General features: G+C 34.3%; 9 protein-coding genes. 3 read left to right on the forward strand and 6 right to left on the reverse strand.

Going from position 1 to position 14,012, the window contains the following annotated elements:
- Positions 1-33 precede the first annotated feature (33 nt).
- The 3 genes from rbfA (at position 34) to BSF41_RS16585 (ending at position 3,225) form a co-directional block, all read left to right on the forward strand.
- Complete coding sequence (gene rbfA / locus BSF41_RS16575) at positions 34-426, forward strand: 30S ribosome-binding factor RbfA (RefSeq protein WP_095930618.1); 393 nt, start codon at positions 34-36, stop codon at positions 424-426.
- A gap of 1 nt (position 427) precedes the next feature.
- On the forward strand, positions 428-1,627 hold the full coding sequence (locus BSF41_RS16580) for an FtsX-like permease family protein (RefSeq protein ID WP_095930619.1): 1,200 nt from the start codon (positions 428-430) through the stop codon (positions 1,625-1,627).
- Between the two features lie 170 nt (positions 1,628-1,797).
- On the forward strand, positions 1,798-3,225 hold the full coding sequence (locus tag BSF41_RS16585; protein WP_095930620.1) for an MATE family efflux transporter: 1,428 nt from the start codon (positions 1,798-1,800) through the stop codon (positions 3,223-3,225).
- A 136-nt stretch (positions 3,226-3,361) separates the two neighbouring features.
- Here BSF41_RS16585 and dusB read toward each other — a convergent pair whose 3' ends face one another.
- From dusB to BSF41_RS16615, 6 genes are all read right to left on the reverse strand, one after another.
- Positions 3,362-4,354, reverse strand: coding sequence for a tRNA dihydrouridine synthase DusB (gene dusB, locus BSF41_RS16590; RefSeq protein ID WP_095930621.1), 993 nt, complete (start codon positions 4,352-4,354; stop codon positions 3,362-3,364).
- A gap of 162 nt (positions 4,355-4,516) precedes the next feature.
- The gene (locus BSF41_RS16595) at positions 4,517-5,809 is read right to left on the reverse strand and encodes a phenylacetate--CoA ligase family protein (protein ID WP_095930622.1); all 1,293 of its coding nucleotides are present in this window, start codon (positions 5,807-5,809) and stop codon (positions 4,517-4,519) included.
- The gene (locus BSF41_RS16600; protein WP_095930623.1) at positions 5,806-7,470 is read right to left on the reverse strand and encodes a C45 family peptidase; all 1,665 of its coding nucleotides are present in this window, start codon (positions 7,468-7,470) and stop codon (positions 5,806-5,808) included. The genes BSF41_RS16595 and BSF41_RS16600 overlap by 4 nt, the downstream gene beginning before the upstream one ends.
- Positions 7,471-7,477: 7 nt before the next feature.
- Complete coding sequence (locus BSF41_RS16605; protein WP_095930624.1) at positions 7,478-8,995, reverse strand: NAD(P)/FAD-dependent oxidoreductase; 1,518 nt, start codon at positions 8,993-8,995, stop codon at positions 7,478-7,480.
- The gene (locus BSF41_RS16610; RefSeq protein ID WP_095930625.1) at positions 8,992-12,669 is read right to left on the reverse strand and encodes a 1-acyl-sn-glycerol-3-phosphate acyltransferase; all 3,678 of its coding nucleotides are present in this window, start codon (positions 12,667-12,669) and stop codon (positions 8,992-8,994) included. The genes BSF41_RS16605 and BSF41_RS16610 overlap by 4 nt, the downstream gene beginning before the upstream one ends.
- A gap of 165 nt (positions 12,670-12,834) precedes the next feature.
- Positions 12,835-14,010 carry a DUF2062 domain-containing protein gene (locus tag BSF41_RS16615; protein WP_095930626.1) on the reverse strand — a complete coding sequence of 392 codons (1,176 nt, stop codon included), beginning with the start codon at positions 14,008-14,010 and terminating at the stop codon, positions 12,835-12,837.
- Positions 14,011-14,012 lie beyond the last annotated feature (2 nt).

Here is a 14,012-nt window from a genome sequence, read left to right on the forward strand (position 1 = left end):
TGTAATACGACTAAATTTTAGTATTTTTGCAGTATGGAAACAAATAGACAGAAAAAAATAGGCGGTGTTATTCAGAAAGATCTGGTTGACATTTTGCAAGGTGAAGTGAGAAAAAACGGAATTACAAATTTGGTAATTTCTGTATCCAAAGTGAGTGTAACTACAGATTTATCTGTGGCGACAGTATATTTAAGTATTTTTCCACAAGAAAAAGCCAAAGAAACTTTAGAGGCAATTAAAACCAATACCACTTTAATCAAACATGATTTATCACAACGTGTACGTTTGCAATTGCGCCGTGTTCCTAATTTAGTATTCTTCATAGACGATTCATTAGATTACATCGAGAAAATCGACAATGCACTTGCAGGAAAAGAAAACCCAATAGAAAACAGAGATCTTTTAGAAAAAAGAAGAAAATCATAATTTGAATTTCCCCTTATACATAGCCAAACGTTATATTTTTAGTAGCAGTAAAAACAATGCTATCAATATCATCAATCGTATTGCCAGCATGGGAATCATTGTTGGAACAATGGCTTTGTTTGTGGTTTTATCTGTTTTTAGCGGATTAAAGGTTTTTAGTCTTTCGTTTACAAACGAAATTGATCCAGACTTAAAATTGACAAATACCTATGGAAAGTCTTTTTTACTTACTCCCGATCAGGAAAACGAAATTAAGAAAATCAATGGTGTTGCTTCTTATACCAAAATTATAGAAGAACGTGTTTTGTTTTTATTTAAAGACAAACAGCAAGTTACTTATCTAAAAGGAGTTGATAGTGTTTATCCAGTTGTTAACGATATTAAGAAAAAACTTTTTAATGGACAGTGGCTCAAACCAGACAGTTATCAGGTTGTAATTGGTTACGGATTGGCTCAAAATTTCTCAATGGGAATTCTTGATTTTGAAAACCCACTTCAGGTTTTTGCTCCTAAACCAGGAAAAGGCGCAATCGAAAATCCAGAAGAAGCGTTCACTAAAACCGATGTTTTGCCTGTTGGAATTTATTCGATTAGTGAAGATTTAGATTCAAAATATGTATTTGCAGATTTAGGATTGACACAAGAATTACTAATGTACAAACCAAATCAAATCTCGGGAATTGAATTTAAATTAAAAGAAAATGCACATGAGGGAGCAGTAAAGACACAGCTCAAATCTATTTTTAAAGAAAAAATCACTTTAAAAAATAGAGCACAACTGAACGAGTCTTTGTATAGAATGCTAAATACTGAAAACATTGCAGTTTATCTGATTTTTACATTAGTAATTATTGTGGCTCTTTTTAATTTGATTGGCGCATTGATTATGATGATTTTAGAAAAGAAAGGAAATCTTAAAACGCTGTTCAACTTAGGAACAGACATCACTGGACTTCGAAAAATATTTTTGCTTCAAGGCACTTTATTGAGTGTTTTTGGTGGTTTAATTGGACTTGCTTTAGGTATAATCCTTGTCCTATTACAGCAGAAGTTTGAACTTATCATGATCACGCCAACTTTGGCTTACCCTGTTGTTTTTACAATAGAAAATGTTCTAATAGTAATGACGACCATTATTTCATTAGGGTTTGTTGCTTCATTAATTGCAAGCAGCCGAGTAAGTAAAAAATTACTGGATTAATTTCTTCTTTAGAAATATTACTTATATTTACTGCCTTGAAAATCTACAGCATATGATTGTTTCTGCCTAATCCTATTTTATTTTTTTAGATAATTAGGATACTTACGTTTACTTTTTTAGTTCAGATTAAGATACATCTGGACCAATTTTATTATTTATCCTAAAATATCATGACAGAAACATCTATAAAGAAAAGCTTCTTTTCTAAAATTTTTACCACACTAAAACAAGCCTTAAAAGGCGACGAATCTTTTGATTATACTTCTGGGAGTATCAAAAAAGCAGTAATTCTACTAGCCATTCCGATGGTTTTAGAAATGATGATGGAATCGGTTTTTGCTTTAGTCGATTTATATTTCGTTGGGCATTTAGAACATAGCAGTTTTGCCATTCAGACCGTCGGTTTGACTGAATCTGTATTGACAGTAATTTATTCTCTCGCAATTGGAATGAGTATGGCAGCAACAGCAGTTGTGGCACGAAGAATTGGAGAAAAAGATCCTGTCGCTGCGGCAAAAGCTGGAATGCAAGCCATCATAATTGCATTTGCAGTTAACAGTTTGATGAGCATCTTTGGAGTTATTTATGCCAAAGAGATTTTAATTTTGATGGGATCTTCTGTAGAATCTGCCGAACATGGTTTCCGATTTACTCAGATTATGATTGGCTCTAGTTTGTGCATTATGCTTTTGTTCTTAATAAATGGAATCTTTCGCGGAGCAGGAAATGCAGCTATTGCCATGAAAAGTCTTTGGATTGCGAACATTTGTAACATTATTTTATGTCCAGTTCTAATTAATGGTTTCGGACCAATTCCCGCTTTCGGACTAGTTGGTGCAGCTTTGGCAACCACTATCGGAAGAAGTATTGGGGTATTATATCAGGTCTACCATTTGTTTTTTGGGAATGGGATTTTAAAAATTAAGATTCCTTATTTTGCTCCCGATTTTAAACAAATACGCGCTTTAGTAAAAATTGCAGCACCTGGAATTCTACAGTTCGTGATTGCTTCTTGTAGCTGGATTTTCTTAGCTCAGTTAGTTGCGACGACGGGTGGCGATCATGGTTCTGCAGGTTATCAGACGGCTTTAAGAATTATGATGTTTTTCATACTTCCAGCTTGGGGATTGAGTAATGCCGCTGCGACTTTGGTTGGACAGAATTTAGGAGCCAAACAAATTGAACGCGCAGAAAAATCGGTTTATACAACAGCCAGATATAATGTAATTTTCATGGCTTCGATTATGATTATTACGTTGGTTTTTGGACAGTATATTATTTCGTTTTTCACGAATGACGAGCAAGTAAAAACCATTGCAATTGAAGCATTGCAAATCATGAGCATAGGATTTATTTTCTACGGAATTGGAATGGTTTTAATCAATACTTTCAATGGAGCAGGAGATACTTGGACACCAACTGGAATTAACTTTTTTGGTTTTTGGCTGTTTCAAATTCCGCTGGCTTATGTATTAGCAAAACATTTCAATATGGGACCAACGGGAGTTTTTATTGCTATTCCTGTTGCTGAAACTGCGATAACTTTGGCTGGGATATTTTTCTATAAAAGAGGAAAATGGAAACGAGTTCAAGTATAATAATAACAAAAGCCCTTCAAAACTTGAAGGGCTTTTTTGTGTCAGTATCTTTTCGAAACTAGTTCACACATTTTTGTCATTTCGACGAAGGAGAAATCTCCACGAGAAGCTCGACAAAGATTGAGAATGGAGATTTTTAAACAAACTCATATCCCGCGTAAACCTCTTCAATTTCTTTCATAATCGCGAATAAATCTTCGGGAGCATCAGTTGTAACTAATTTTTGTTTGAATTCTTTGAAGGAATGAATTCCTTTGAAATAGTTTGTATAATGACGACGCATTTCTACAATTCCTAAACGCTCGCCTTTCCAATCCATAGACCATTTTAAGTGGTTTCTTGCAGCTTCAACACGATCAATAACCGTTGGAGCAGGTAAGTGCTCGCCAGTTTTGAAATAGTGTTTGATTTCGTTAAAAATCCACGGATAACCAATTGCTGCACGGCCAATCATGATTCCGTCAATTCCGTATTCGTTTTTATATTTTAATGCTTTTTCCGGACTGTCGATATCACCGTTTCCGAAAATTGGCATTGTAATTCTTGGGTTGTTTTTTACTCGTGCAATATGCGACCAGTCAGAATGACCTTTGTACATTTGAGCACGAGTTCTTGCGTGGATTGTTAAAGCTTGAACACCAATATCCTGAAGTCTTTCTGCAACTTCATCAATATTAATTGAGCTTTCATCCCAGCCTAAACGGGTTTTTACCGTAACAGGTAAATCAGTTCCTTTGATAACCGCTTTTGTTAAACGAACCATCAAATCAACATCTTTTAAAACTCCTGCACCTGCACCACGGCAAACGACTTTTTTTACCGGACATCCAAAATTGATGTCTACTAAATCTGGTTTTACAGTAGAAACAATTTTAGACGACATTTCCATTGCCTCTTCATCACCACCAAAAATCTGAATCCCGACAGGACGTTCGTAATCAAAAATATCCAGCTTCATGCGGCTTTTTATAGCGTCACGAATTAATCCTTCCGACGAAATAAATTCAGAATACATCATGTCAGCGCCATGCGTTTTGCATAATCTGCGAAACGGTGGATCACTAACATCTTCCATCGGTGCGAGTAATAAAGGAAATTCGGGTAATTCTATGTTGCCAATCTTGACCATCTTCGTAATTTTTTGCAAAATTACAACATTTAGTTTAATTCACAGCAAAACATTTAAGAAGCTGAAATTAAACCATATAAGTGATATAAGTTCATTTAATTAAAGCATTGTTATGCGCAATCTTTTTAAATGAACTTATATCACTTACATGGTGGAAAATTTTTATATGTTTCTGTAATCAAAAAATCGAATTGGTTTTCGGCTCATTGGATTAAAAACCAACGGATTTAAAACTTCTTTTGAAGCGAATTCTATTTTGGGAGTTACCCTTAATTTGGCTCTAAAATGATCTTTTATTTCCTGTAAAAATTCTGGGGTTTGATTTTTTACTGCAATTTTAATCAGGATTTCATCTGTACCTAAATCGTTAGTAGAGATTTCAATCAAATGATTTTCGATATTATCAAAACTGCTCAAAACATCGTTCATCGCTGGCGGATAAAGAGTTGTGCCTTTATATTTAATCATTTGTTTTTTACGGCCAACAACTGGACCAACACGCAAGGTGTTTCTTCCGCAAGCGCAAGGCTCGTCGTGAAACTGAACCATATCGCCCGTTTTAAAACGCAGTAAAGGCATCGCTTCAATTCCTAAAGTAGTAAAAGTCAGTTCGCCAGTTTCTCCATTCTTTACAGGCTGATTATTTTCATCTAAAACTTCTACAATGATCAATTCTGGATGATGATGTCCGCCTTTTCCATGTTCACATTCTGTAAAAGCGGTACTCATTTCGGTAGAAGCATAAGTCGAGAACAACTTAATATTCCATTTATCGGTGATTTTTTTAGATAAAATATTCATTGAAAAATCCTGTTCTCTTAAAGATTCTCCAATGCAGATGGCGCCTTTTATACTCGAATTATTATAATCGATTCCATGCATTTCAGCATATTCGATTAATTTTAAAAGGAAAGAAGGAACCGTAATCAAATAAGACGGATTGTATTTTAAAATAGAATCCCACTGCATTTCTGGAATTCCAGCGCCAACACGAATTACGCCCACTTTCAGTTTTCGAAGTCCTAGAAAATAAGCCAAACCAGCCATAAATTTTCTATCAATGGTGGTCATTAACTGTACCACATCGCCTTCTGCAATTCCAGCGCAGGCAAATGAAATCGCTTCATTATAAGCCAATCGATCTAAGTCAGAATCGGTTAGACCGAAAGTAACGGGATCGCCTAAAGTTCCTGATGTTGAAGCATAATCAATAATTTTATGCTGCGGAACACACAAAAAATCATCATTGTATTGCTGTAAATCTTCTTTGGTTGTAACAGGTAAATGTTGTAAATCTTCCAGCGTTTTTACTTTCGAAATATCAATATTCTGTCCTGCAAAAAGGCTTTTATAAAAAGGAGAATTCTCACTGATATAAGATAAAAGTTCGGCTAATTTTTTTTCTTGAAAAATTTTAATCTCTTCTAAAGAATCTTTTTCTATTGCTGGAATCATTGTAATTTTCTTTTGACTTTTTTTAAATATTTTTCAATCTCTTCTTTTTGAGGAACTGTAGTGATTTCATGACTTAAAGCTTTTTCAAAATTAAGCTTTGCCTGAAGAAATTCCTTTTTTTGGTAAAAGTACAATCCTGCCTTATAATATACAACCCAATAATTAGGGTTTAACGCTTGATAATTCTGAAGAAACTCGGGAAAAACGTTTTTTTTCTTTTCTAAAATAGAATCTATTTTATGATCTTCAATTTTAAATTTTTTAAAACTCTGAAAAGCGGTGGTTTCCAAGAAAGGATCTTTGGCAATATTGAGATTTTCTTTTTGAAAAGATTTTGCTGCATTATGGTTTTCACCAAAAATCAGATTTAAATCATAACAGACAAATTCACCCAATTGAAACGGATTTGCCGAAACCCAAACTAATTTTTCTTTTGGTTTAAAGATAATTCCGTGATGTGCCAACAGTTGGTTCAAGGCTTTTTCATTTCCATAACCTAAAGAAATATTTTTTAAGCCTTCTTTGTCTCGAAGAATTTCAGAAGCAATCTCAGGATTTACTTTCGGATTTTCAGACAGCAATTCCTGCATTCTTTCATAACGGTATTCAGAATGGCTGTTGGCAATTTGTTCTAGATTTCGTTTATCGTTTGCAAAAGCGTCACCCTGAAAATGATTTGAACAAATTAATTGATCGCTGTTTGGAACATCATAAACATCCATTTTATTTGGCGAAACTTCAATTAAAATGGCTTTGTTATCATTGGCACTTCCAACCATAATCGATTCAGAAACAAAGACTTTTCTTTTTTTTGCAATAGCAATGGCTTCGTCCAGATTTTTCGCATGTTGCAAAATTTCGCGGGTCAAGATCGAAATCGGAGTTTTCGCACTAAGCGGAATTTTAGATTTGGAAGCATTTATGGTTACAGTCAATCCTTCATAATTCATTCCAGAAACCGCTCCGATCATTCCTGGCCAGGTTACCATCATAAACGGATATCCTTCTTTTGGTTTGATAAAGGCCGCAATTTTATTTTCCGCGAAAGCGTCATTGACATAAAAATCAAAATTTCGCGCCAGAATTAAATTTCCATCTTCCGATTTTTCGTTCCAAGCCGCAAAAGAAGAACAGCCCACTAAAGCTAAATCTTGTAACGCGTGTCCAATATCATGAGCGGCATGTAAGTACAAACTGCGCTGATATTGCGGTGCGATATTATCAAAGTCATTCGAAGTATATTGCGAAACGCCATAAATTTCGGTTTGATATTCGTCAGGAACATTTAAGTATAATTTTCGATTATACCATTTTAAAAACTGACGAAGCATTTTCTGCTGGAATTTTGACGGAATTAAATCGGTTATTTTCGAGAAAAAAATACGCTGCTGTTTGTGCAAAAGAGAATCAGTCAGCGCGCCAGTCGAAAGCCCAATTTCTAGCGGATCTCCTTCTACGTATAATTCCCAAAGACCTTGTTTGTTTTTTAAAAGTGAATTTTTTCCAGAGAGAAAAATACTGTCTGATATTTTTTCAACAACAGGTTTTGTCGAATTAAAAGCAGTGATATCTGGTATATGTTTTTTTGATTTTGAAGTACCGCAGGAAGTCATCAAGCTTAAAAAACCGATAAGGAAGAAATAAAAAATTCGGCTTTTCATGATTCAATTATTCAGATGCTTTTTTAATTTTTCCCAGCAGATATTCTTTTCCTACAATTTCAGAACAGGTTATGACCGCTCCAACCGTAACTCCCAAGACACCGTGCATGTTAATACTTTGGCCTGTAAGATAAAGATTTTCTACCTTAGTTTTAGTCGGAATCATAGTTTTCATCGGATTATTTGAATCTTTAACATATCCGTACATATTTCCGCAATCTCCGCCAATATAATCGCGATAGGAAAGTGGAGTAGAAGTATGAACCGATTTAATACATTCGTTTATTCCAGGAAATTTTTTCTCGATTTCTTCTAAAAATTTAGCTGCTTTTTTGGTTTTGAATTCCTCATAACTTTCTCCTCGATCATTTTCTTCAAAAGTGGTGTTGAAAGTGTTTTCCCAAGCTTTGAGATCATCATATTTCATGTACGTTAAAAACGTCATTCCGTCTGCCCATTCTTCGTCTTTTTTCGACGGATTCATAGATGCCATAAAAGTTTTGGGCCATGAATTTTCGTCGTAATCATAAGCGGTCCAAACATCATCTGCACTTTTAAAATGGTAATAATTATGATTGATGTATTTGAAAGTTTTGGGTTTAAAAACGATATACAAACTGAAAGCAGAAAGTACACTTTCAAGATTTTGAATTCTATTGAAAAACGGTTTTCTAAAGTTTTCCTGACCCGCCATTTTCAAAGTCGTTTTAGGTTCTATATTAGAAATAAAATACGTTCCCGAAACCTCAGTTCCGTCTTTCATTTGTACCGAATTTACCTTTTGATTTTCGACTTCGATTTTCGTGACTTCTTTATGTTTGAAAAACTCTCCGCTATATTTTTTTAATTGTTTTAGCAATTGTTTAGTAATTTGGCTTCCACCATTTACACATCGCCACGAACTTTCGATATACGAGTTGACTACAAGCGCATGAACGTAAAAAGGCGATTTATCGGGAATTCCGGCATATAGAAAATTAGATCCTGCCAAGACGGCTTTTAGTTTTTCATTTTGAGTAAACGAATCGATGGTTTCTTTCGCGTTAAGCGCTACAATTTCATCATCGTATTTTCCTTCCGATTCGAGATTGTAAAGCGGAAATGCTTTGCAGACCGTTTTTATTTTCTGGCAATATTGTTCGAGATTTTCTTTTTCTTCAGGAAAGTAAGTCGTCAGTTGCTGAATGAAATTTTCGAAACCTTGCGCATGCGGATATTCGGTTTGATCGTCATCAAAAGAAATAATATCAAAACCATTTTCGTCTAGTTTTTTTAGATTCAAATGATCCATTATTCCAATATATTTGAAATATTGATGAAGATTCTGGCCTTCGCCCAAACCTCCGATGTAATGAATTCCCGTATCAAAAATGGTTTTATCTCTTACAAAAGTCTGAAGATTTCCACCATATTGATTGTTTTTTTCAAGTACACAAACGCTGTAGCCTTCTTTCGCCAGAATTACCGCAGAAACCAATCCGCCTAAACCGCTGCCAATTATGACTACATCGTACTGTTTTTTCATTCTTTTTTCTTTAAAACTAGCAAAGCATTTTCTTCAGAAACAATTTCAAAATTCTCAAATTGATTTTTCAAACGAGAACAATTGATTAAAATTATAAATGCAACATTCGAAATTACTTTTTCGATTTCAACGTTATAACTTTCATCAGAAATTAAAAGTACATCCAAATGATTTTCAAGTGCCGATTCAAGTTTGTCGAGATAAACTATTTTTCTCTTTGTAACGATATAATTCGTTTTGGCCACCAGCAATTTTTCTTCATCATTTATAAAAGAAACTATTTTTCGCTGTGGTTCTTGCAAAGCGAGCAAAACATCCAATTGCCCGTAATCATTTTCTAAATGCAGGATTTTTGCTTTTGGCGCAATGTGTTTGTTTAAATTATAATAAACTTCCAGATTCTGTTTCAAATCTTTTTTCACGCTATTTCCAACCTCGATTTCTTTATAGTCGTAACTGTTGATTAGCATTGTTTTGAAATAATCCGGACCTTCAAGTTCTTGTCTTATTTTGCGATATTCTGCTTTAAAGAAAGTACTTATTTGTTTAGTTCTTTCGGTATAATTAGTTCCAAAAGAAAGATCATCTGGAGCAATTCTTTCTAAAATAGTAACCGTCAATTTTCCGTGGTGAATGACAAAATCGCCTTTCGGAATCAACTCTGAAGCACCATGAATAACAACCGGAATAATGTCAATTTTAAATTCTTCGGCAAGGAAAAAAGCACCTTTGTGGAATCGTTTCACGACATTATTTTCTGATCGAGTTCCTTCTGGAAAAACCATTAAAGAATAACCTTGTTCTACTTTTTTGCGTAAATGTTCAACACCGCCTTCCAAACCTTCAGAAACGGGATAAAAACCTGCTTTTCTCACAACACCACCAAAAATAGGAGAGTTGTAAACCCAATCGCTCACTAAGAAAATGATTTTCGGGCTTAGCATTCCGATTGCTAGAATATCTAGAAATGAAGAATGATTGGCAATAATTACGGCTGGTTTCTCAAAAGTTTCATTGAAATTATTAACGACTTTTTTGCGAATAAACGGATTTGAATACAATACCGATTTCATGAATTTTGAAATCACATATCGGAAAGCTTTCATTTTTGATTTTTTGCTGAAAGGCAAAATCGGCATAATAGTAAAACTGAAAACCGACATTACAATTCCGCCCAAACCATAATACGCAAAAGAAATTACACCATGAACGAAAGTTCGCAATTGAAAAGGCGGATTTCCTTTTTTCGGGCGATTTGATAAAAACAGTTTGAATAAAATCGGATAGAAGATAAACGTTATAATCAGTGCTGCAAAAACCCCGATTAATGAAACCAGTGAAATGGAAGTAAGCGCAGGATGTTTGGCAAAAATCATCGCACCGATTCCTAAAATTGTCGTGATTACAGCCAAGATGATAGAGGTTCTGTAAATAGCAATCTCGTTAACTCCATTAGTATATTCTTTTTGCAAGGCACTGGTCATGAAAATACTAAAATCGACTCCGTGACCAAAAATCAAAGTGCAGACAATCATACTGAAAATATTCATTTGAATGCCAAAAAGCCCCATAATTCCTGCCGTTACAATTCCCGTCAAAATAATTGGAATACAGCTTATGATTACTAATTCGATTCTTCGGAAAAAGAAAAATAGAATCAGGATTACAGCAACAAAAGAATAATTTACAAGTGAATTAAAATCGGTTTTTAAAGTGCTGAAAAACGTTTCGTTCATCTGCTGACGATCGATTGCAATCACGTTTGCCTTTGCGGAAGCCGATTTTACAAAAACATCACGCTGTTCTGGCGTTACTTTTACTAAAGTTGAAACCGTGTAAAAACCATTTTTCTCGGTTATGAATTCTTGTAGTTGAAGTGCTTTTATTTTTAAAAATTCAGCTGCAGAAACTGGTTTGAAGTCAGAATCTAAATGATCAAAAAATAAATTATAAGTTGAAGGTTTAAAACCAAGTTTAGCGCCTTCAGCAATTAATTCAGATTTTATAAATTGTTTTTTCTGCGAAGTCCAAAACGAATTCCATTTCTTAATTTTTTCGATTTGAGCTTGTTGCGAAAGTACAATTCCACCAACAGAGCTGAAATTTAAAATTTTATTCTGATTTTTTGCTGCAGATAAATCATCAAAAAGTTTACTATTATGCTGTAAAGCTTCTTCCATCGTTTTTCCATACGAAGCAACATAAATCGTTTTGGAAGTTAAACTCGTGCTTTCTTCCAACTGTTTTTCGGCGGCTTTAATTTCTTTCGGAATAAAATTCAGCTGCGATAAATCGTTGTTGAAACCTACATCATTATAAGTAAAACAGCAGATAATGGTAATGATAACACAAAGCCCGATTAAGATTTTATTGTTGTGAAAAGAAAAATGCGCCATTTTATCGATCACATTCTTTTTATGATCTGCCGGATTTTCTTTTGGTTTATATAAATGAGGAATAATCAAAAGAGAGAAAATAGCTGAAGCCATAACAATAACAGCAGCGAAAATTCCGAGATCGTTTAACGCATCCGATTTTACAAAAAGCAGACATAAAAACGCAACGGCAGTTGTAGAACTACTCATGATGACAGGCATCGTAATGTCTTTATACAACGTCTTTACATCGCTGTTGTGTTTGTAATGCGTAAGAATGTGAATGGAATAATCAATCGTAATTCCTAATAATATAGAACCAATTCCTAATGAAATTGCTGAGATTTGTTCTCTGACGAAATATAAAAACGCAACCGCAAACAAACCTCCAAATACTGTCGGCAAAAATATAATTAACGGAATTAAGACTTTTCTATAAAATAAAATCAGAATTAGCATTAAAGTAAACATCGCAATTGACGTGGTTAAAATAATATCTCCTTTAATCTGATTGGCATTGGCAACGGCAATTAAAGCAGAACCAAAATAACTGATAGATGTTTTTCCTTTGAATTGTGTATTCAGATTTTCCTGAATCGATTTCAATTTTTCAGCAAAAATGGTATTCTTTTCTGTTTCGCTTGACGGAATATTGGAGGTGATAAAAAGCAATAATTTCTTTTTATCTTTTGTCATTACAAAACCATTTTCGAGTGTAAAATCGTCGCCAATATTTAATTGCTGTAATTTTTTTAAAGCGATAAAAGAAATCCCAAACGGATCTTGAAGAATAAAATCTTTAGTTATAAATCCAGATGGAGAAATAATTGATTTGTAATTTCCTTGAACGGTTGCCGCAATACTATCTTTTTGGAGTTTCTTTTCAATAGATGCATAATCATTATCATCTAGAAAAAGAGGCAAATTATTGTAAACAAAATCTACAGTTTCCTGAATGTTTTCTTCGTCAATTTTTCCTTGAATTCCGGTTATGTATGGTTTGCAGGATTTAGAAACGCTGTCTGAAAATACAGTTGCCATTTCTTTTAAATCCTCGGCAGAACCATTTTTATCCAAGCTAAAAATTACGGTTGTTTTATCCGCAAAATTTAATTGTTTTAAGACTTTGGCAGTAACATCGGTTTTGTCGTTGGTTGGGATAAGTTTGGTTATATCTTCTTCAAACTTTAGTCTTGAAGCAAAAAATCCAAAAATCAAAAGCATCAGAACAGCCAATAAAACCGAAAGAGATTTTCTTCGGTTTACAAATAAATGAATGGCATAGAAGTATTGATGCATGGTAATTTTATTTTTTTTCCGCCACGAATAAAAAGATTAACTTTAGTTTGTCACCCTGAGCGAAGTCGAAGGGCGTTCCAATTGGACGTGGGCTTCGACTTCGCTCAGCCTGACAAACTAGATGTAAAAATCATTTTAATCCTTTTAATCTGTGGCAAACTTAACTTAAATATTCGGTTTGTTTTTAGAACTAAAAGCCGTTAAAAGCAAATAACTTATGAGACCAACTGATAGTGCTGAAACGGTTGCTAAAATAAGACTTCCTACGATATATTGCGTAGCATTTTTTTGAATATCATCGAGCGTAATCGAGCTATCCAAAACCAGTGGCGCATCGCTGGACACAAAAACACTCCCCACTTGTAGCGAAGCAAAAATAATAAACGGAATAAAAGGCGGAAAACTTACATTTGAAGTAAGATAAGCAATGACTTTGTTGAGTCGGAACAAGGCCGCAAAAGTGAAAAGCAATATAGTCTGAAATCCCCAAAAAGGCGAAAGTCCGATAAAAATACCTAAAGCAATGGCGGCCGATTTTTTAAAATTAGAATCGTTGCTTTCTAAAATATCTTCTAGAAAGAATTTTTTAAAACCTTTTTTTTTAGCTCTTCTAAAAAAATCTCTCGGTTTTATGTACAGCAAAGCATTGGTAACCAAAACCGTATTCAAAATACTGATTCGGGTAAAATCTTGAAACGGACGGAAATGCGAAACTCTTTCTGCAGGATCGTATAAAACCTGAATCGGAATATTTTTTACTGTAATTCCTTTCCACGCTGCTCGCACGATAACTTCGATTTCAAATTCAAATTTATTGGTATAAAAACGTTTTGGCAGTAATCGAAGCGGATACAATCTAAAGCCAGATTGTGTGTCGTCTAGTCTAATTCCTGTTTCAAACTTGAACCAAAAATTAGAAAACTTGTTGCCAAAACTGCTTTTCTTCGGAACATTTTCCTGTGTCATATTTCGGCTTCCAATCAAGAGAGCGTTTGGCTCATCTGGAATTGCTTCCAAGAAAACAGGAATATCTGCTGCAAAATGCTGTCCGTCAGAATCGATTGTTATGGCATATTCAAAATTCAATTCAAGCGCTTTTCTAAATCCGTTTCTTAGCGCTCGTCCCTTTCCTAAATTTTGAGGATGGTGAATTTGAGTAAGCTGTGAATATGATTTTAGAATTTCGCTCGTAGAATCAGTTGAGCCGTCATTGACAATAATGACATTTGTGGTGAAATCTAAAATAGAATCCAATACTTTTTTCAGCGTTTTCTGATTATTGTACGTAGGCACAATAACGCAAAAGTTGGTCGAACTAAGTAATTCTTGCTGTGATTTCATGA

It is taken from the genome of Flavobacterium sp. ACN2 (assembly GCF_002303885.1).
Classification (GTDB): domain Bacteria; phylum Bacteroidota; class Bacteroidia; order Flavobacteriales; family Flavobacteriaceae; genus Flavobacterium.